Below are 18,031 nucleotides of genomic sequence, written 5' to 3' on the forward strand. Positions count from 1 at the left end.
GAGGTTTTTAATATGTTTTCTTACAAAAGTGTAAGACAGGTGTAAGGAAAGATCTATGTTTCTCAGTTTATATCCCTTGTACAATGAACATGCAAAGTCAGTTGCTGGAGGGAATTCAAATGGAAGAAGTGTTACAAGTAAAAGAAATAAACAAAATTTATCAAGGAAAGGTAGCATTCCAAGCTTTAACCAATGTATCGTTCAGTGTAGAAAAAGGAGAATTTATTGGAATTATGGGGCCGTCGGGGTCAGGAAAAACAACATTATTAAATCTCATTTCTACAATTGATAAACCCACATCAGGAAAAGTCCTGATTAACGGGCAGGATCCGCATCAGTTAAAAAAAGAAAGGTTAGCCGAATTCAGGCGGAAAGAATTAGGATTTGTATTTCAAGACTTTAATTTGTTAGACACATTAACATTAGAGGAAAATATTATGCTGCCTCTAACATTGGAAAATGTTGACCCGGAGTTGATTGAGGAGAAAGTAAAAACCATATCAAAAAAATTAGGGATTGATGCCATCTTAACGAAACGGACATATGAGGTATCTGGCGGACAGAAACAACGTACGGCGATTGCCAGAGCAATCATTCATCAACCTAAGTTACTATTAGCGGATGAGCCGACTGGAAATTTAGACTCGAAAGCATCAAAAGACGTGATGCAGACCTTGCAAATGATTAACGAAAACGATCAAACAACGATGTTGATGGTCACTCACGACCCATATGCTGCAAGTTATTGTCATCGAGTCATTTTTATTAAAGATGGTAAATTGTACAACGAAATTTATAGAGGAACGGATCAAAAGGCATTTTTCCAACAGATTATGGATGTTTTATCAATGTTAGGTGGGGATAGAGATGACTTTTCCACAGTTCGCTTATAAAAATATTACACGTAATTTAAGGGCGTACATGGCTTTTTATTTAAGCAGCTCGTTTGCAGTAATGATTTTCTTTATGTTTGCCATGTTTATCTTCCACCCTGCGCTCGAAACAGGTTATATGAACAACATTGCCAAAAAAGGCATGAAATTTGCGGAGTGGATTATTTTTGGCTTTTCCATTTTCTTTATTCTTTATTCTTTAAGTACTTTTTTAAAGACACGGAAAAAGGAATTTGGAATTCTCACCATTCATGGAGCATCTCCTAAACAACTTCGATGGCTCATTACATTGGAGAATGTATTCATTGGTCTTGCTTCCATCATCACAGGTATATTAGGTGGAACGGTGCTTGCTAAATTCTTTTTTATCGCAGGAGCATATATGGTCAAAATGGAGCCGCTGCAACTCTATTTTCCTTTAGAAGCACTGGGGATAACAGTCGGCGTATTTCTTCTTCTGTTTATCCTTATTTCACAATTTATGTTATTTACTATTCACTCTGAGGAGGTCATTTCTTTACTAAAGGGGTCAGAAAAGCCTAAAAAAGAACCGAAGCCATCTATCCTTTTCTCTGTTCTCGGCATCTTATTTTTAGGAACAGGATTTGGCATGTCTTTATTTGCGGGCATCGATATGGGAAGTGCCGTGGTTATTACTTTGTGTACGGTGATCGGAACGTACTTGTTTTATAGTCAGTTAAGCGTCTGGATGATACAACTATTGAAAAGAAATAAGAAAATGTATAGAAAAGGGATCAATCTGCTATGGATTTCAGATTTAACGTACCGCATCAAAGATAACGCTCGTCTATTTTTTATCGTAAGTATTGTTTCGGCTGTAGCTTTTACCGCAACCGGTACATTAGCAACATACAAATTGATGTTTTCCACAGCAGAAACATCATATGCAATGGAATTTCTGTCTTATGCAACGAATCAGGATGAAAAGAAGCAGTTGGAATTTATTAAGGAAAAACTAGAACAAGAAAATATTGATTACCAACAAACCATATTCAAAGCGATTGAAGCCCGGCAAGGACCAATGAGCTATCCGGTTTTAGTCGTTTCACATCAAGATTGGGTAAAACAATTCCCTGAGTTACAAGCTCCGAATATTCATGATGGAGAAGGGATATATTATGGGGAGGCAAAACGGGGAGGTTATACCATTGTAAATGGTAATAAGACGAAATTGCTAACAGACGACCAGCAAATGTCGATTACGTTACAGTCCATTGAAGAGCCGGTATTTTACCTTAGCGATATATTGGTTGTAGATCATAACACGTTTAGACAGCTGGAACAGAATCATGAGTTAAGTACGATGTACGGTTTTCAATTCGAAAATTGGAAAGAAAGTTTGGAAATCAGTCAAGAGATTCAAAGCCAAATCGTAGGTGAAACATTCAATCCTAATGCCCAGTACTTTTCAAAAGCTGTTCGATATTTTGAGACGGTCCAATTGCCAAGTTTAAGCTTATTTATCGGCTTGTTTATCGCTATCATTTTCTTCTTGGCGGCTGGGAGCTTCTTGTATTTTAGATTATTTGCTGATCTATACGAGGAAAGAAAAAAATACAAATCACTTGCAAAGATTGGGTTAAGCGAAAAAGAAATGGTGAAAATCTCGACGATTCAGATGGCCATTCTTTTCTTCCTTCCCTTCTTGTTAGCGATTATTGAAACAGGTTTCGCTCTACATGTGTTACAGAGGGAAGGTGGATATTTTCATGTATTCCAATCAGGCGTTATCACCATTTTAGGGTTTTTGGGCTTGCAAATCATATATTTTATCATTATGAGTCATAGTTACAATAAACATTTAAAAGAATACGTATTTCGATAATGGACAAATAAGGAGAGGTAGAACATGAAAAAAATCATAGGGATGATCATTGCTCTTGTTGTCGTATTCGTTGGATTTTTTACGATTGTTCCGGAAGAAGATAGAGATCACATCAATCCTTTTATTCCGAAAGAAGTCATTTATGTCCAAATTTATGAAGACCCTGCCCCGCATGGTCAAAGATATAAATACACTCTTACTGGCTATACAGAAGATGGGGAAGAAAAGGAAATTACATTTACTGCAGGAAAAGTGTTAAAAGAAAAGGCCATTTTAAAAGTGAATGCCAAAGGATCTTTTGTAGAAAAGTGGGAAGAAATTCAGCCTGAAGAATTGCCTGAAAAAGTAAGAGGAAAAATGGATTCTGTACCATCCAATTGAGTACAAAAAGACAAACACTGCTCCATCAAATATGTCCGCGATGACCATTTAAGCCACGGAGAATGTGTGGCCAAGCGAAAATTACGGATGTGATTCCGCCTCAATCAAAAATAAATGTCCGATTCAGGTCCGGAGCTCGGGAAAACATCATTTTCCGATTTCCGGGCCTGTTTCATTTCACCCCCCTTGATGATCAGCGCACTTGCTTTATCCCCTACCAACGCTCGCAATATGTAACGAAGAAATGACCATCCCCTTTCAGCAAAAGAAAAGGCAGATTATCATTTTCAAGCATAGAGCACAAGAAAACCTCATTCTGTAAAATCAAGCGATTACATGACAAGCAATGGTATAATTAAATGATAAGTTATTGCGAATATTAAAATGATGGGGGATGTATGATGACCACACATAAAATTTATAAAATGAGTTTTTCAAAAGTTTATCCAAACTATATAGCGAAAGCAGAGAAAAAAGGGCGTACGAAATCAGAAGTGGATGAAATTATCCGTTGGTTGACAGGATATACCCAGGATGAGTTGGAAGCTCAGTTGGAAAAACAGGTAGACTTTGAGACATTTTTTGCTGAAGCTCCGCAATTAAATCCGAACCGGGTTTTGATTAAAGGAGTAATATGTGGTGTTCGAGTAGAGGAGATTGAAGATCCGTTGATGCAGAACATTCGTTATCTGGATAAGTTAATAGATGAGCTAGCAAAGGGAAAGTCCATGGAGAAAATCTTGAGAAAATAATCATGAAAAAAGAGGAAAACACGAGCAATATTCTGGATATCCAATCAAATAAAAGGGGAAAAATTTATTATTTATGTGTAGGATGAACCAACAACGGGGCTTGACGAGGCGAGGCAGCGGCGGTCGTTCGGGCTGTTCGAGACGTATTTGTGATTATTTGAGGAAGAGGAACGCCAATTACGAAACGAGGTGAACCAATGGAGACAAAGGAAGCGAAACAAGGAATGGAGTGAATCACCTCGTACGAGCAGCAAGGAATCGAGAAAGGAAAGGTGGACACCGCGAAACGGATGGTGGCGAAATGATGCGACGTGACGGCGATGGGTGAGCTGCTCGGATTGCTGATGGAAGTAGTGGACAAACAGCAAAAGGAAAAGGCTCATGTGAGGGCTCGAGGAAGCAAGAAGCGAACTTCGTTTGTCGTCGACCTCCAATCGTGCAAAAATCCCAGGGGGTCGACGACACTTATTTTTGTTGCTGATTCCCTACAGCCATCATGGACGAACATGATTGACGGAATTTTTCGACCGTGTTATTCTGAAGGTAACATGGGATGAAAAAGCTTGATATAACAGCACTTTTTGGGGGTTTGTATCGTACCTATGAGGGATTGAAACCCCGAAAAAATGGGGAGTGGAGGAAGCAATCAAAGTTTGTATCGTACCTATGAGGGATTGAAACAATGTGGAATATTTAGAAAAGGCATAGTGTGAGCATGTTTGTATCGTACCTATGAGGGATTGAAACTCAACAATGTTTTCGCTATATTATGGTCGACGAGTATGTTTGTATCGTACCTATGAGGGATTGAAACGCGCGGGAGCGCTCGCAGGATTTCTCGGAATTGCGGTTTGTATCGTACCTATGAGGGATTGAAACATAGCGGACGCCGGTACAATAATCCGCTTGCGTCCGTTTGTATCGTACCTATGAGGGATTGAAACGGTATTCTAGGCGTAATCGTCGCTGATGGTAAGGCAGTTTGTATCGTACCTATGAGGGATTGAAACTTTATCCGTCGTTCCGGGTAGTTCGTTGTGAAAGGTGTTTGTATCGTACCTATGAGGGATTGAAACCGAATCAGACAACAGGAGATGTGTGGCAATACGACGTTTGTATCGTACCTATGAGGAATTGAAACTAATGATGAATCTTTCCATGTCCTCCGTAACGTGTAGTTTGTATCGTACCTATGAGGGATTGAAACAAGTGATTGAAGAAGGCGAATTTCTCGCAAAACTTGGTTTGTATCGTACCTATGAGGGATTGAAACATACTGGTACTCCTCCATTGTCAGCAATGTTGGTATGTTTTTATCGTACCTATAAGGGATTGAAACTTCCAAACGTACTGAAAAGATACGATTCCGCAACGTCCGTTTGTATCGTACCTATGAGGGATTGAAACCACAAAATGCAAGCCAAATCGCGATAAAGGCAAATGTTTGTATCGTACCTATGAGGGATTGAAACTGTAAGTGGGCAAAGAACCGCCGAATGGATCCGAACGTTTGTATCGTACCTATGAGGAATTGAAACATCCGAGCCACACGAATTTCGATGTTATGGCCGGCTTGTTTTTATCGTACCTATAAGGGATTGAAACGATACTGTAAGAGTATACAGTTTATCGCCATGCATTGATTGACGAAGTGGTGGCGGAAATCCATCGGTTAAACGAAGAAAACTTCCGCGTACGCCAACATATCCAATATGTACACAAGTTCCAAAACCGGAAAGCATGGAGCTGTTTAACGGCGATGGATGTCAATGAAATCAAAGAACATCTTGCACCGCTCATTGTTCCGCTCAACGATGATGAACTGGCCAAGCGCTTTGATTTGCTGATGTATACAGTTGAGTTGGCGAAGTTGCAAACAAAAAATGCGACGAAGCCAATTCGGAGCATGATTCGCACCACAGAAGCGTTATCTAAGCTCGGATCGATTCCGCAAGTGCAGGAACAAAAATGCATCATCGAAAAGGTGTAGACGGAAGAGTTTTGGAGCGAAGCCGATAGTTTTGAATTGGAAGCTGTTCGCGAAGCGTTGCGCGATTTAGTGAAATTCCTTGAAAAAGAAACACAAAAATTTTACTATACGAACTTTAAAGACCAAGTGCTAGAAGTCAAAGAAAACGGTCCAATGTTTACTGTCAATGATCTGAAAAGTTATCGGAAAAAGGTAGAGCATTATCTGCACGAACATCGCGACCAGATGGCCATTTACAAGCTACGAAACAACAAAAAGTTAACGGTGCAAGATTTGAAAACGCTTGAGCATATCCTTTGGAACGAGCTTGGCACAAAAGACGATTATCAAAGAGAATTCGGCGATACACCGATTACAAAGTTCGTCCGCCAAATCGTCGGCCTTGACCCGCAGGCTGCCAATGAAGTGTTTTCCGAATTTTTGTCAAGCGAGCGATTGAACATCCAGCAAAGCCGTTTTGTCAAACTGATTGTCGATTATTTTGTGAAAAACGGAGTCATGGACAAGCGGGTGCTGCAGGAGAAACCGTTTAAAACCGTCAGCAGCATTGTCGAGCTCTTTAAAGATAACATGGACGACGCGCGGAAGATTATTAGTATTATCGATGAGATGAATAAGAATTCTGAAGATATTGTTGGGGCGTAACTATATCATAAAATCTTTCCACTTTAATGGTAAAAGAACAGGCATCTTAGGGCGCTCATTTATTGCTCCTGAGATGCCTGTTTCAGTTAGATATGTTGAGTAAAAATATTTAAATAAAAAACAGTACCTTGTAATAAACAATACTGTATGGTATATTGTTTGTTGAAAGGGATTTGTTTATCACAGTACTGTGCAATAAATAGTAGTGAGAGTGAGGTAACACCCCAATGAACACGCAGTTTAAAAAAGGAGTATTAGAGCTATGTGTACTTGCACTATTGAATAAGCAGGATCGTTACGGTTATGAGATCGTTCAAAAAATTTCGGAGCAAATGGTTATTTCAGAAGGATCGGTATATCCCTTATTAAGGAGACTGAAAAAAGAGGATTATTTGACAACGTATTTGCAGGAGTCGAATGAAGGTCCTCCTCGAAAATATTACAAGCTCACGGAAAAAGGGAGAAACCATCTTCGGAATCTTCATGAAGAGTGGATGCAATTTTCTGAAGGGGTCAATCAAATCATAAAGGACGGTGGATTACATGAATAAACAACAATTTCTAACGGCTCTTGAAACGGAGTTGAAAAAGCTTCCTCACGAAGAACGTGAAGAAATTATACAAGATTTTGAAGAGCATTTTTACATTGGAATGGCTAATGGAAAATCTGAAGAGGAAATTTCTCAATCACTTGGTTCCCCGAAACAGATCGCCAAAGAGATCGCTGCTGTTTCCCGTATCGAAAAGATCGAGACAAGCGCCACGGCCGGAAATGTTTTACGTGCAGTATGGGCTGTGATCGGATTGGGGTTTTTTAACTTTGTAACTGTGTTTGGACCATTTTTGGCATTGCTGGCAGTGGTATTTGTCGGGTGGTTTATAGGGGTGGCTTTTATTGCCTCTCCATTAATACTGCTGGATTCTGCAATCAACCATCCTGGAATGTTCGATCTGTTCAGTCTTTTCTTTTCGATAATGCTTTGTGGAAGCGGTTGGTTCATTGTTAGGGGCATGTTGTACGTCACAAAGGTATTGACTGATCTGTTGGTGCGTTATTTAAGATATAATGTTTCACTGGTCAAGGGAGGCTTAAAGCATGATTAACACTAGACATATATCTTTTCTCGCGCTCATTCTATTGGTAGTTGGAGCAATCGGGAGTTTCATCACATTTAAGCCTGCAAGTAAGCCATTTTCCGTATCGGAAGAGAGAATATTGACTGATAAAACCATCACAGACATTGAAATCAGAGCGAATGATGAAAATGTGAACATCTTTTCTACCAAGGATTCAAAGACAAAAGTACAATTGACTGGGACCAGCGTAGAAAAAATGGATCACTATTTTTCAGTTGAAGTGGAAGATGGCACCTTATTGATCAAATTAAAGGATGATAAACCATTTTTTGATTTCTTTCATTTTAGGGGAACATCCCTAACTTTGGATGTATACTTACCTGAAAAGGTATACGAGTCATTACACGTAGACATGAACAATGGAGAGATTCAGGCTGAGAAGTTACGTATAAACAATATTGAAGCGAAATTGGCAAATGGTTACTTAGAAATGAAAGATATCGTTGCAACGATGTTAAAGGCTGATTCAGATAATGGGGAAATTCATCTTGAGAATATTGAAGGCGAAATTTACGGTAACGTCAATAACGGACAAATTTATCTGAAAACCAATCACTTGGATCGTTCATTAACACTTGAATCCGACAATGGTGATATTGAAATTAAAACAGATCAAAAGCCAACAAATGCAGTCCTAGATATCAAAACAAAAAATGGTGAAGTGACTGTTTTCGGGAATTCTAACTGGGACACTGTGATTGGTAACGGAGAAAACCAAATCAAATTAACAACTAATAATGGAGATATAAGAATTGTGAAATAAAGAAAAACAGATAAAAAAACAAACAGTCCATCTCCCGCTCCTTATTGGATGAAGCGGAGAGAGGGATAGAGAAAAAACATTAATCGTTCAAAGAAAGTTGAATACACATATGGCGAAACCAAGAGGGAAGAAACATCCACGTTCTTCCCTTTTTCTTCTTCTAAAAACCGAAAAAATTACGGGACGAAAAACAAGTTTATTTCAAATAGGGACGTGAGAAGAGGAACGAGGTTATTGAAAATGGACAGCAGGCGTGATCCCAAAAATAAATTTCCGATTTCCAGATTTGAAGAAATCTAGACTTTTATGAGGTATAATGGAAAAAGATTTGATGGGAATTTTATGGAAGGTCATTGACGAAAGGTGCGGGCTTGGATGGTCAATCATATGATTCAATCAGTAGCAGAAAAGTTATCCTGTCTTCCTTTTATTGAAGGCGTTGTGTTGGGGGGCTCTCGTGCAAGGGGGACTCATGAAGAGGATTCGGATATTGATATCGGTATCTACTACAACGCAGAATTATTTGATCTCAATGCGATGAACCAGGTTGCTGCAGAATTGGACGACGAGCGTAGAAGCAACCTTGTTTTCCCTCCTGGAGCATGGGGGAAGTGGGTGAATGGAGGCGGGTGGCTGGTCATCAACGGGTATCATGTCGATTTCATTTTACGTGATATCAAACGTGTGGAACAAATCATCAAAGAAACCGAGCAAGGAATGGTCACTGCCGATTATCAGACCGGGCATCCCCATGGTTATATCAGTGCCATGTATCGGGGGGAATTGGCGATCAGCAAAATACTATATGCGAAAGATGAAACCTTCTGCCAATTAAAAAAACGGGCGGAAACTTATCCCGCTGCCTTGCGGAAAAGTTTAATTGACTTTTTTATGTTTGAAGCAGAATTTTCTTTATTGTTTGTAAAGAAAAATGTAAAAGCAAATGATAAATATTATATTGTAGGCCATGTTTTTCGTATGATTTCATGTTTAAATCAAGTAATATTTGCATGCAATCATGCTTATTGCATTAACGAAAAGAAGGCAATCAAGCTGATTGAAACATTTGAGCATAAACCTGAGAACTATGCGCAAAAGGTGAATCGCATTTTTGAACTACTTGGTTCTTCGCTTATGGAATGCTGCGACATGACGGAGAAGCTTTACAATGAAGTGAAACAACTTGTATCGGAGATAAATCACTGTTGAGATGAGGGGAAGAATGCTGAAGTCCGATGGTAATTTGATGTTTACGGTTGAACATCTTGTTTTTACTGCTGATGGAACATAAGACTGGATCATCATGAGTGATCGCTTCAGTCTGTCCCCTGAACAATAAACAGCAAAGGAGTGTGGCATGATGCGATTGGAAAATCGCTTTACACCTAGGAGTGATGAGGAACTCCAGAAGCTTACGGTGGGTGAACTGAAACCGCACAATGCACCGATTACTCTTGTCGAATACGATCCGCGTTGGCCTGAATTGTTTGAACGGGAAGCAAAACGGATTCGTTCCGTACTCGGCAGCAAAGCATTGCAAATCGAACATGTTGGCTCAACTTCGGTGCCAGGACTTTGTGCCAAGCCAATCATTGATATGCTGCTGGTTGTGGAGGATTCTGCAGACGAGCCATCATATGTTCCGGCATTGGAAGCAGCTGGCTATCGACTGCGAATTCGAGAACCTGAATGGTTCGAGCATCGTTTATTTAAAGGACCGGATACTGACATTAACTTACATGTGTTCAGCAAGGGAACGTCTGAAATCGATAAAATGTTACGCTTTCGAGATTGGTTGCGCTCGAACGAGAGCGACCGTGACAAATATGCGCAAGTGAAGCGAAGTTTGGCAAAGAATAAATGGCGGCACGTTCAGCACTATGCAGATGCGAAAACATCAATCGTGCAGGAAATCTTAGCACGGACGAACGATTCAAATGCTAAATAAGAAGAAAAGGTGATCTTCTAAAATTTGAGTTGTTTCTATGAACAGACAAGTTCTCGAAAATGAGAAAAAACCATTGCTATGTTCCCGCAAACGCAATGTTTAAGAGATAATCCATTAGCTCGTGCCACGTTGAGTTTGTGGCGAAGATCCGTGAGGTAAGGAACGTGGGGCGGCTTGTCCGGCCCTGTTATTCATTTATTTCAATCCATTGCTAACGATCCTTAATTGTACCAACTGCCGTGGCGCTAGTATATTTATTAAAATCATCGGTGGCTGCTGCTTTGTTAAGTGAAATGGATTATAATGGAAAAGGGTTTTGCGCATGCTCATGCGCCTTGAGCTTAATGAGAGAAGACAGCGGCTAAAGAAGCCTAGCACAAAAAGGGCGTTTCTAGACGGAAAGAATATGCTCTATTGTTTCGTCCATCAACAGTAGACACCAAACGTTTTGTTCGTGTTTCATGAGTGTGGGTACGATGTTTCGCTAGATTGTGCCCGAACTATTTTCTTCGCCTTTCATCATATGAAGATCTCGTTCCTCTTATGAGGCTGAATAGTTGCAACATCTATTTATCCAAGTATATATAAACTTACAAAAAAAAAGGGTTGTATATGATAAAGAAAGGAAAAAGAGGAAAGAACTATTCTGTTTCCGATCACATCTTTGCAATAACTGTTGTATCTTTCATGTGCTTAGCTATTATTTCATTTCCTTTTCTGCTTTTTTATGCAGTCATGCATCTTATTTCGTTGACAACTGATGTGCGTATTCATTCGCTTGGAACCTTCTCTTCGCTCAAAATTATCCTGACATTTTTTATAACGACTGTAGTCACCACAGGGATGGTAGATACGATTTTTTCGATTATCTTGAAGCGTTCGAAAGGAATGTTTGGTTTTCTTTCCGAAGCGCTTTTGATGCTTGCTTTCTTCTATCTTTATGTTTTGGTTTATTCTCTTGTGTCTGATGACATTGTAATGACCGATAAAGGTCGTCTTTATGTTTCTTTCTTTTTGTTTCTTATGTATGTATCGATTCATCTAGTATATATTGGTGCAAAACGGCTTTATGAATTAATCACCCGTCATGCTAGTTGAGCGTTAGTGCTCAACTAGCTCAAGTGTCACTAATGAACATACGTAATCAGGCGCCAACTAACGCTACTTCAAATTCAGTCATCGAATGAACGCACATCTCCGTGATCCGATCGAATGTTAGGTCACACTTTCATTTTATAGCACATCCACCAGCAAGGACTGTTTGTATGTTTTCCGATTTTATCTAGCATTACGGGGGATAAGGATAATTGAAAGCCTAGAAGTAGAATGTTACGGGAGAACCATTGAATGATATTGAGCTGCACAATATCGCTAAATCATTTGATGATAAACATTACATACTAAAAGATATCAACTTGTCGTTACACGAAGGGGACCGTGTAGGCATTATTGGGGCAATTGGTTCGAGGAAAACCAATTTGTTAAGAATAATCTTGGGATTGTATACTCCAACATCTAGGAAACATATCCAATCATGACATTGGGTATTTACCTTCTACTAAAGGGATTATAGAAGAGTTTACCGTGAGAGAAAACCTCATATTTTGGGTTCAAACTTATCAATCTCCTCTCTATGTGGTTTATTTTTCTAAATCAAAAATAGACATAAAGGGGCTTTTCATTAAAATCATCACTGCTATTCTTATATTATCGGCATTAGCATGGATAAGCAGGTGATGCCTAAAATTTCGTATAATGCAAGATCGTATCTCTGATTCAAAATTCCTTCTCTCTCAATGAAAAGAAGGAAGATTTTTCTGTTGTGATGTTAAATAGGTCCTTGGTACGTAAGGGAACCAAAGGAGTTTTCATCCCACGAATGTTCGAATTCGTTTGATTTGTGGAAATCATTATTTAAATATAATAAATATCATCTGTAAATGTCTTGGTCCCTAGCTGATGGATCGACTGGGTTCCGGCCGATCTTTAAGACCACTCCGAGTCAGTGATGTTGTCTAGCTGCTCCTTCTCAATATCTTAAGCAGCTGTCAAGCATTTGTTCACTTGGAATAATGAGAGCATAACATAGAGCCGTCCAAGCTCAATCGGCCGACTAGGGTCGATTTTTTCATTGTTCTAACATGTGAAAGTTGTTCTATTGGAGTCGCGAGATAGGGCAATCCACTGCTCGCTGGGGCAATCGTTCGTCCCAGCAGAGAAGGATTTGGAAAGGTTTGGGCCTGAATGAAAGTATTTACGTTGAACCAAATAAAAAACGACCGGCGACGATAAAAAAGCTTGACGTCGCTAGTGGTGTTGGCTCAAAATTTATTCTAAAAAAACAAATAAAAATGTCTTGCTTCTGCGCTCATAAAACAAGAGATGTAAAGTTTATTCCGAAAATACCAAAAAAAACTATTATAAAAAATTATTGAAACATTAGTGTGTGATATTTATAATAAACTTAGCTGCGTGTTATACAACAAAAGTAACTGATTAGCCGAGGAGGGATTTATTTGATTGAAAAATTTGTCGAAACAGTCAACGGATTATTATGGAGCCCTCTATTAATCGTTTTTATTGTTTTTTGTGGTTTGTATTTTAGTATTAGGACTAGATTCCTGCAGATTCGTCACTTTAAAGAAATGGTTAAGCTTGTGACGACCGGGAAGGGCTCTGATGCGGGAGTATCTTCATTCCAAGCGTTGACAATGTCGTTATCAGGCCGCATTGGTGTAGGGAATGTGGCTGGAACGGCAACGGGGATTGCGTATGGGGGACCCGGGGCCGTATTTTGGATGTGGGTGATTACCTTTATCGGCGCAGCGACGGCTTATGTTGAGTCCACGCTGGCACAAATTTATAAAGAAGAACAGGATGGACAGTATCGAGGTGGCCCAGCTTTCTATATTGAAAAAGGGCTTGGTTGGAAATGGTTTGCGATCGTTATTGCCGTAGCTATCCTTCTTGCGATGGCGGTGTTAATGCCGGGAATTCAGGCGAACTCTATTGCAGATAGCGTTTATAACGCGTTTGGCATTAATAAACTGGTTACGGGAATGATTGTTATTTCTATTCTTGGTTTTACCATTTTCGGAGGAGTTAAGCGGATCGCCAGAACGGCTGAAATTGTTGTTCCTTTTATGGCTGCTGGATATTTGTTAATCGCCATTGCGATCATTGGTGTGAACTTTGACAAAATCCCAGAAGTATTTGCTCTTATTTTTAAAAGTGCGTTTGGTGCTGAACAAGTGTTTGGTGGCATTATCGGATCGGCTGTTATGTGGGGCGTAAAACGTGGTCTTTATGCTAATGAAGCTGGTCAAGGTACAGGTGCTCACCCGGCAGCGGCTGCTGAAGTATCTCACCCGGCGAAGCAGGGGTTAGTGCAAGCGTTTTCAATTTATTTGGATGTATTCTTAGTCGTAACGGCGACTGCACTGATGATTTTATTTACAAATCAATACAATGTCATTAATGAAAAAACAGGAGAACCGATCGTTGTCAACCTTGAAGGTGTAGAACCGGGTGCTGGTTATACGCAAGCGGCTGTTGATACGCTCCTACCAGGATTTGGTTCAGCATTTATCGCGATTGCGCTATTCTTCTTCGCTTTTACAACGATGTACGCCTATTACTATATTTCTGAGACAAACCTCGCCTATCTCGTACGTGGTAAAAATAAGGGAATTGCTTTTTTGGGACTAAAAATCATCTTTTTGGCTGCCACGTTCTATGGAACGGTAAAAACAGCAACAACGGCGTGGGCAATGGGCGATATCGGGCTTGGCATTATGGTTTGGTTAAACTTGATCGCAATCTTATTACTATTTAAACCAGCCTATATTGCTTTAAAAGATTACGAAGAACAGTTGAAACAAGGCAAAGACCCAGAGTTCAATTCATCGAAATATGAAATCAAAAACGCGACATTCTGGGAAAACGGATATAAGAAATCTGAAGAGAATCAAAAGAAAGCCTTATAAGAGACGGTTGCTTTGTCGCAACAATCCGTGTCTAGGTTGCCCAGTACATGAATAGCAATGATCTAAGGAATATGTGACGTTTCCTGAACAAGGTGAGGAGTGATGAATGTGACGAACGTGAGTATTTCTTCTGTTATTCTATTTTTGTTTGTTGTCTCAGTCATTTTGTTTGTGTATGGCTTTGTGCGAAAGAGAAAAGCTGTGAAATGGATGGCGCTCTGTTTTTTTAGCGCGTCTATCGGATTAGCTGTCTTTGTCATTTTGTTAATGCGTTATATGTAAATGAACATCAAGTCCACATTTTGAGGATGATGGGCATTATTTACTTTTATTAGCATTTGTTGAGTGGAATGTAGAGAAGGGAAAACCGGCCGTACAAAATAAGCAAACGGCCGGTTTTCTATGAATATTAGTGGTTGATTCCACCGATTTCGAAAACGATTTGCGTCAGCGCTCCGTTGATCAGCGCCAAGGTCTGTCGAGCAGTTTTTCAACATCGTTGTTTTCGGACTTTTAAGGAGCCTTCGCGGATGCCGTGTTGGACGTTAACGAGAAACGAACGAACCCCAGCCGGACAGCGTTTTTCATGATGCCGGCATGGGTGTCATCGGCGGCTTGTTGCGCTGATGCGTCTTTGCCCAAGACAGTGCCGAGAGCGGCTGCGAGTTCATGGGTAGGCCGAAACGTTCGTAAATCGCGTTTTCATGGCTGGCCCCGGTCGGGACAGTTTGAATGGCCCTGCTTTCGCTTTTCAGACACCATGCAAAGGGGGATGCCGTTATGCTTTGATGGCCACTTGTTTTCCTTCTTTGCGTCTTTTCGCATATTCTGCTGTGGCGGTAAAAAGGACATCCGAGGATGAGTTTAGGGCAGTTTCGCATGAATCTTGCAAAACGCCAATGATGAAACCGACCCCTACGACTTGCATGGCGATATCATTCGGGATACCAAACAAACTGCATGCTAATGGGATAAGGAGGAGCGACCCCCCAGCGACACCGGATGCCCCCGCGGCGGCGATGGCGGAAAGAACGCTAAGAATGAGTGCAGTGCCTAGGTCAACTTCAATTTCCAACGTATGAACCGCAGCGAGCGTTAAGACAGAAATCGTCACAGCGGCGCCAGCCATATTAATCGTTGCGCCGAGCGGGATCGAAATAGAATACGTATTTTTATTGAGCCCAAGCATTTCGGATAACCGCAAGTTTACAGGAATGTTTGCGGCCGAGCTGCGTGTAAAGAACGCTGTAACCCCGCTTTCCCGAATGCATCTCCAAACGAGCGGATACGGATTTTGCCGAATGTTAAGAAAGACAATGAGTGGATTCATAACGAATGCCACAAAACACATCGTCCCAAGAAGAACTGCTAATAATTTTCCATAATCAATCAAAGCGGAAAGCCCGTTAGTGACAATGGCATCGAAAACAAGCCCCATGATGCCGATGGGCGCGAAATTGATAACCCATGTAACAATTTGCGAGATGGCGTCAGAGAAATGAGCGATGACATTTTTGGTTGTCTCCGGCGCCGTCCTTAATGCGATGCCAAGCAATACAGCCCATGCCAAAATGCCGATATAGTTCGCATTCAATAAGGCGTGAACAGGGTTATCGACAATATTAAACAGCAATGATTGAATCACTTCCGTTATGTTGCTAGGAGGAGAAACCTCTTTTGCGCTTTCAGTTAACGATAAATGAACCGGAAAGAGAAAGCTGGCTACGACGGCAGTGAGACTGGCTAGGAACGTGCTAAACCCGTATAGAATCAGAATATGTTGAATATTTGTTTTTTGTCCGCTTTGATGCCGAGAAATGGCTGAGATCACGAGAAAGAACACTAATACAGGCGCGACCGCCTTTAGAGCGCCAACAAATAACGAACCGAAAATGGAAGTCCATTTTGTCGATTCCGGAACGGTAACTGCAAGTGTAATCCCGATGATGATGCCGATAATGATACGTTTGACGAGGCTGACTCGATTCCATTTGGCAATGAGTTGCTTCATAACACGTTCCTCCTGATCATTCATGATGAGCGTATGAGAATAAATTCCACTGTACGTATACAAATGTTTTCTGTAGGTGAACACTCATTAGTTTAACATGAATATTAGTAATTGATAAATAGATTGTTATATCTGAATTATTTTAACTATAGAAAAATAAGGTGAATATTTAATGAGGTGGTCATGGCAGGCTGTTGCTTTGTATTCGCCCGCCCATCGTGTACAATACATAAAGAGTGACAACACACCGCTCATCTTGGAAGGAGGAAAGCCATTGATAGACGGCGCAAAACAATCGTTCATTACGGACATTGAGCAGTTAGATAAAAAAGGGGCCGGACAAGCGGTCGTTTGGCAGGAAGAGGAGGGGAAGAGAAAAAAGCTCAAACTCACCATTCCATCCACGCTTCCTGGTGAAAAGGTGCGGGTTTTGATTGATCGTCCGAAACGACGGAAGGCCAATGCTCGATTGGAAGAAGTGATCGAGGCACATCCAGAGCGGCTCGAGCCGCCGTGTCCGCACTTTGACCGCTGTGGCGGCTGTGTCTGGCAGCACTGGCAATATGAAGGGCAATTGCGGCATAAAACAGAGCACGTGAAGGCGCTCTTGGAGCAACATGGATTTGATCCGAACGTTGTGCGCGAGACGATCGGAATGGAACATCCGTGGCATTACCGCAATAAAATGGAGTTTACGTTCTCTCCTGAGGGACTGCTTGGACTGCATGAGCAAGGGAATTTTCGGCAAATCATCTCATTGGAGACATGTCTCATTGCGGGTGAACGGATCGTTAAAGCTGCCATGGAGGTGGCGCGTTGGGCTCGCGATCACCAGCTGCCTGGATATCACAAAGATACCCATGAAGGGTTGCTTCGCCACGTCATGGTGCGTGAATCGTTTGCGACCGGGGAAGTCATGGTGGCGCTTTTCGCGACTGAGGCACCAGAAGGGGAGTTAAAGCAGGCCGCCGATGATTTGACGGAACGGATCACAAAGGCGCTTCCGGAAGTGAAGAGCTTGCTTTGGCTCGAGAATCGGGCGTGGGCGGATCGCGTCCAGGCGGAACAAACGCACGTGTTGGCCGGTCGTGATTTCATTTATGACGAATTGTGCGGGTTCCGTTATCGCCTCTGGTTCGATACGTTTTTCCAAACGAACCCCGTGCAGGCAGCCAAACTAGTCGAACTGGCGTTGGAAATGGGGAAACCGCAGCCTCACGAAAAAATGATTGACCTCTTCTGCGGAGTAGGCACGTTTTCCTTGCCATTCGCCAAACGAGTAAAGGCGTTAGCTGGCATTGAAATTGTGGAAACATCAATCGAATCAGCCAAACGCAACGCGAAAGACAACGGCATTGACAATACGTACTTTTTGGCGCGAGACGCCCGGCGTGGCATCGATGAGGTGCTCGAACAATTCGGAAGACCGGAGCTGTTGCTTTTGGATCCTCCGCGTTCGGGTGCGGGCGGAAAAGTGATGCGAAAAATCGGCCGGTCCCAGCCGGAGCGGATCGTTTACGTCTCGTGCAACCCAGAAACGTTTGCCGCAGATATTGCAGAATTAGTTCCATTTGGATATACATTAAAAACCGTCCAACCGGTTGACATGTTCCCGCATACAGCACACGTTGAGTGTGTCTCGCAGATCGTTTTGAGAGAAAATTAAGCAGGAAACGCTT

15 protein-coding genes, 2 pseudogenes and 1 CRISPR repeat array are annotated in these 18,031 nt (G+C 41.3%); of the genes and pseudogenes, 16 read left to right on the forward strand and 1 reads right to left on the reverse strand.

All coding sequences use genetic code 11. The features are described from left to right. Positions 1-119 precede the first annotated feature (119 nt). The 15 genes and pseudogenes from NSQ22_RS01900 (at position 120) to NSQ22_RS01970 (ending at position 14,623) form a co-directional block, all read left to right on the forward strand. Positions 120-893, forward strand: coding sequence for an ATP-binding cassette domain-containing protein (locus NSQ22_RS01900; protein WP_011886718.1), 774 nt, complete (start codon positions 120-122; stop codon positions 891-893). Then, positions 868-2,739: an ABC transporter permease gene (locus NSQ22_RS01905; RefSeq protein WP_011886719.1), complete on the forward strand. Its 1,872-nt coding sequence runs from the start codon at positions 868-870 to the stop codon at positions 2,737-2,739. The genes NSQ22_RS01900 and NSQ22_RS01905 overlap by 26 nt, the downstream gene beginning before the upstream one ends. A 24-nt stretch (positions 2,740-2,763) precedes the next feature. Further along, a complete protein-coding gene (locus NSQ22_RS01910; RefSeq protein ID WP_099233042.1) occupies positions 2,764-3,120 on the forward strand; it encodes a YxeA family protein in 357 nt (118 codons plus the stop codon). Positions 3,121-3,521: 401 nt separating this feature from the next. Then, the gene (locus tag NSQ22_RS01915) at positions 3,522-3,872 is read left to right on the forward strand and encodes a DUF2200 domain-containing protein (protein ID WP_008881404.1); all 351 of its coding nucleotides are present in this window, start codon (positions 3,522-3,524) and stop codon (positions 3,870-3,872) included. Between the two features lie 587 nt (positions 3,873-4,459). Beyond that, a CRISPR array of direct repeats spans positions 4,460-5,477; the repeat unit is 30 nt; unit sequence GTTTGTATCGTACCTATGAGGGATTGAAAC. Between the two features lie 22 nt (positions 5,478-5,499). Then, positions 5,500-6,507, forward strand: a pseudogene (locus NSQ22_RS01920) (type I restriction-modification enzyme R subunit C-terminal domain-containing protein); the annotation flags it as partial. Between the two features lie 227 nt (positions 6,508-6,734). Next, positions 6,735-7,058 (forward strand): PadR family transcriptional regulator, encoded by a 324-nt coding sequence (locus NSQ22_RS01925; RefSeq protein WP_008881400.1) that lies wholly within the window; start codon positions 6,735-6,737, stop codon positions 7,056-7,058. Further along, positions 7,051-7,611, forward strand: a complete 561-nt coding sequence (locus NSQ22_RS01930) for a DUF1700 domain-containing protein (protein ID WP_339264081.1) — start codon at positions 7,051-7,053, stop codon at positions 7,609-7,611. Before NSQ22_RS01925 ends, NSQ22_RS01930 begins: the two co-directional genes overlap by 8 nt. Beyond that, complete coding sequence (locus NSQ22_RS01935) at positions 7,604-8,407, forward strand: DUF4097 family beta strand repeat-containing protein (RefSeq protein WP_008881398.1); 804 nt, start codon at positions 7,604-7,606, stop codon at positions 8,405-8,407. The genes NSQ22_RS01930 and NSQ22_RS01935 overlap by 8 nt, the downstream gene beginning before the upstream one ends. A 375-nt stretch (positions 8,408-8,782) precedes the next feature. Beyond that, a complete protein-coding gene (locus NSQ22_RS01940; RefSeq protein WP_100660515.1) occupies positions 8,783-9,616 on the forward strand; it encodes a nucleotidyltransferase domain-containing protein in 834 nt (277 codons plus the stop codon). A gap of 10 nt (positions 9,617-9,626) precedes the next feature. Continuing rightward, positions 9,627-9,695 (forward strand): annotated as a pseudogene (locus tag NSQ22_RS01945) (class I SAM-dependent methyltransferase); the annotation flags it as partial. Between the two features lie 69 nt (positions 9,696-9,764). Further along, positions 9,765-10,355, forward strand: coding sequence for a GrpB family protein (locus NSQ22_RS01950; RefSeq protein ID WP_339264083.1), 591 nt, complete (start codon positions 9,765-9,767; stop codon positions 10,353-10,355). Between the two features lie 612 nt (positions 10,356-10,967). After that, a complete protein-coding gene (locus NSQ22_RS01955) occupies positions 10,968-11,453 on the forward strand; it encodes a hypothetical protein (RefSeq protein WP_087959841.1) in 486 nt (161 codons plus the stop codon). Positions 11,454-11,770: 317 nt separating this feature from the next. Beyond that, the gene (locus NSQ22_RS01960; RefSeq protein WP_223812948.1) at positions 11,771-11,893 is read left to right on the forward strand and encodes an ATP-binding cassette domain-containing protein; all 123 of its coding nucleotides are present in this window, start codon (positions 11,771-11,773) and stop codon (positions 11,891-11,893) included. Positions 11,894-12,871: 978 nt separating this feature from the next. Further along, entirely contained in the window at positions 12,872-14,341 is a 1,470-nt protein-coding gene (locus NSQ22_RS01965) for an alanine/glycine:cation symporter family protein (protein ID WP_339264086.1), read from the forward strand. Between the two features lie 102 nt (positions 14,342-14,443). Further along, a complete protein-coding gene (locus NSQ22_RS01970; protein ID WP_011886726.1) occupies positions 14,444-14,623 on the forward strand; it encodes a hypothetical protein in 180 nt (59 codons plus the stop codon). A gap of 496 nt (positions 14,624-15,119) precedes the next feature. Here NSQ22_RS01970 and sstT read toward each other — a convergent pair whose 3' ends face one another. Then, positions 15,120-16,352 (reverse strand): serine/threonine transporter SstT, encoded by a 1,233-nt coding sequence (sstT, locus tag NSQ22_RS01975; RefSeq protein ID WP_339264088.1) that lies wholly within the window; start codon positions 16,350-16,352, stop codon positions 15,120-15,122. Between the two features lie 274 nt (positions 16,353-16,626). Between sstT and rlmD the strand changes: the two genes are divergently transcribed. Further along, a complete protein-coding gene (gene rlmD, locus NSQ22_RS01980) occupies positions 16,627-18,018 on the forward strand; it encodes a 23S rRNA (uracil(1939)-C(5))-methyltransferase RlmD (protein ID WP_339264593.1) in 1,392 nt (463 codons plus the stop codon). The last annotated feature ends 13 nt before the right edge of the window (positions 18,019-18,031 follow it).

Source organism: Geobacillus sp. FSL K6-3411, assembly GCF_037965715.1.
GTDB lineage: Bacteria > Bacillota > Bacilli > Bacillales > Anoxybacillaceae > Geobacillus > Geobacillus thermodenitrificans.

What these genes read in the sequence shown, in the direction of transcription:
- NSQ22_RS01900 (WP_011886718.1), top strand. Translation starts at nt 120, where the DNA reads ATGGAAGAAGTGTTACAAGTAAAAGAAATAAACAAAATTTATCAAGGA.
- NSQ22_RS01905 (WP_011886719.1), top strand. Translation starts at nt 868, where the DNA reads ATGACTTTTCCACAGTTCGCTTATAAAAATATTACACGTAATTTAAGG.
- NSQ22_RS01910 (WP_099233042.1), top strand. Translation starts at nt 2,764, where the DNA reads ATGAAAAAAATCATAGGGATGATCATTGCTCTTGTTGTCGTATTCGTT.
- NSQ22_RS01915 (WP_008881404.1), top strand. Translation starts at nt 3,522, where the DNA reads ATGACCACACATAAAATTTATAAAATGAGTTTTTCAAAAGTTTATCCA.
- NSQ22_RS01925 (WP_008881400.1), top strand. Translation starts at nt 6,735, where the DNA reads ATGAACACGCAGTTTAAAAAAGGAGTATTAGAGCTATGTGTACTTGCA.
- NSQ22_RS01930 (WP_339264081.1), top strand. Translation starts at nt 7,051, where the DNA reads ATGAATAAACAACAATTTCTAACGGCTCTTGAAACGGAGTTGAAAAAG.
- NSQ22_RS01935 (WP_008881398.1), top strand. Translation starts at nt 7,604, where the DNA reads ATGATTAACACTAGACATATATCTTTTCTCGCGCTCATTCTATTGGTA.
- NSQ22_RS01940 (WP_100660515.1), top strand. Translation starts at nt 8,783, where the DNA reads ATGGTCAATCATATGATTCAATCAGTAGCAGAAAAGTTATCCTGTCTT.
- NSQ22_RS01950 (WP_339264083.1), top strand. Translation starts at nt 9,765, where the DNA reads ATGATGCGATTGGAAAATCGCTTTACACCTAGGAGTGATGAGGAACTC.
- NSQ22_RS01955 (WP_087959841.1), top strand. Translation starts at nt 10,968, where the DNA reads ATGATAAAGAAAGGAAAAAGAGGAAAGAACTATTCTGTTTCCGATCAC.
- NSQ22_RS01970 (WP_011886726.1), top strand. Translation starts at nt 14,444, where the DNA reads ATGAATGTGACGAACGTGAGTATTTCTTCTGTTATTCTATTTTTGTTT.
- sstT (WP_339264088.1), bottom strand. Translation starts at nt 16,352, where the DNA reads ATGAAGCAACTCATTGCCAAATGGAATCGAGTCAGCCTCGTCAAACGT.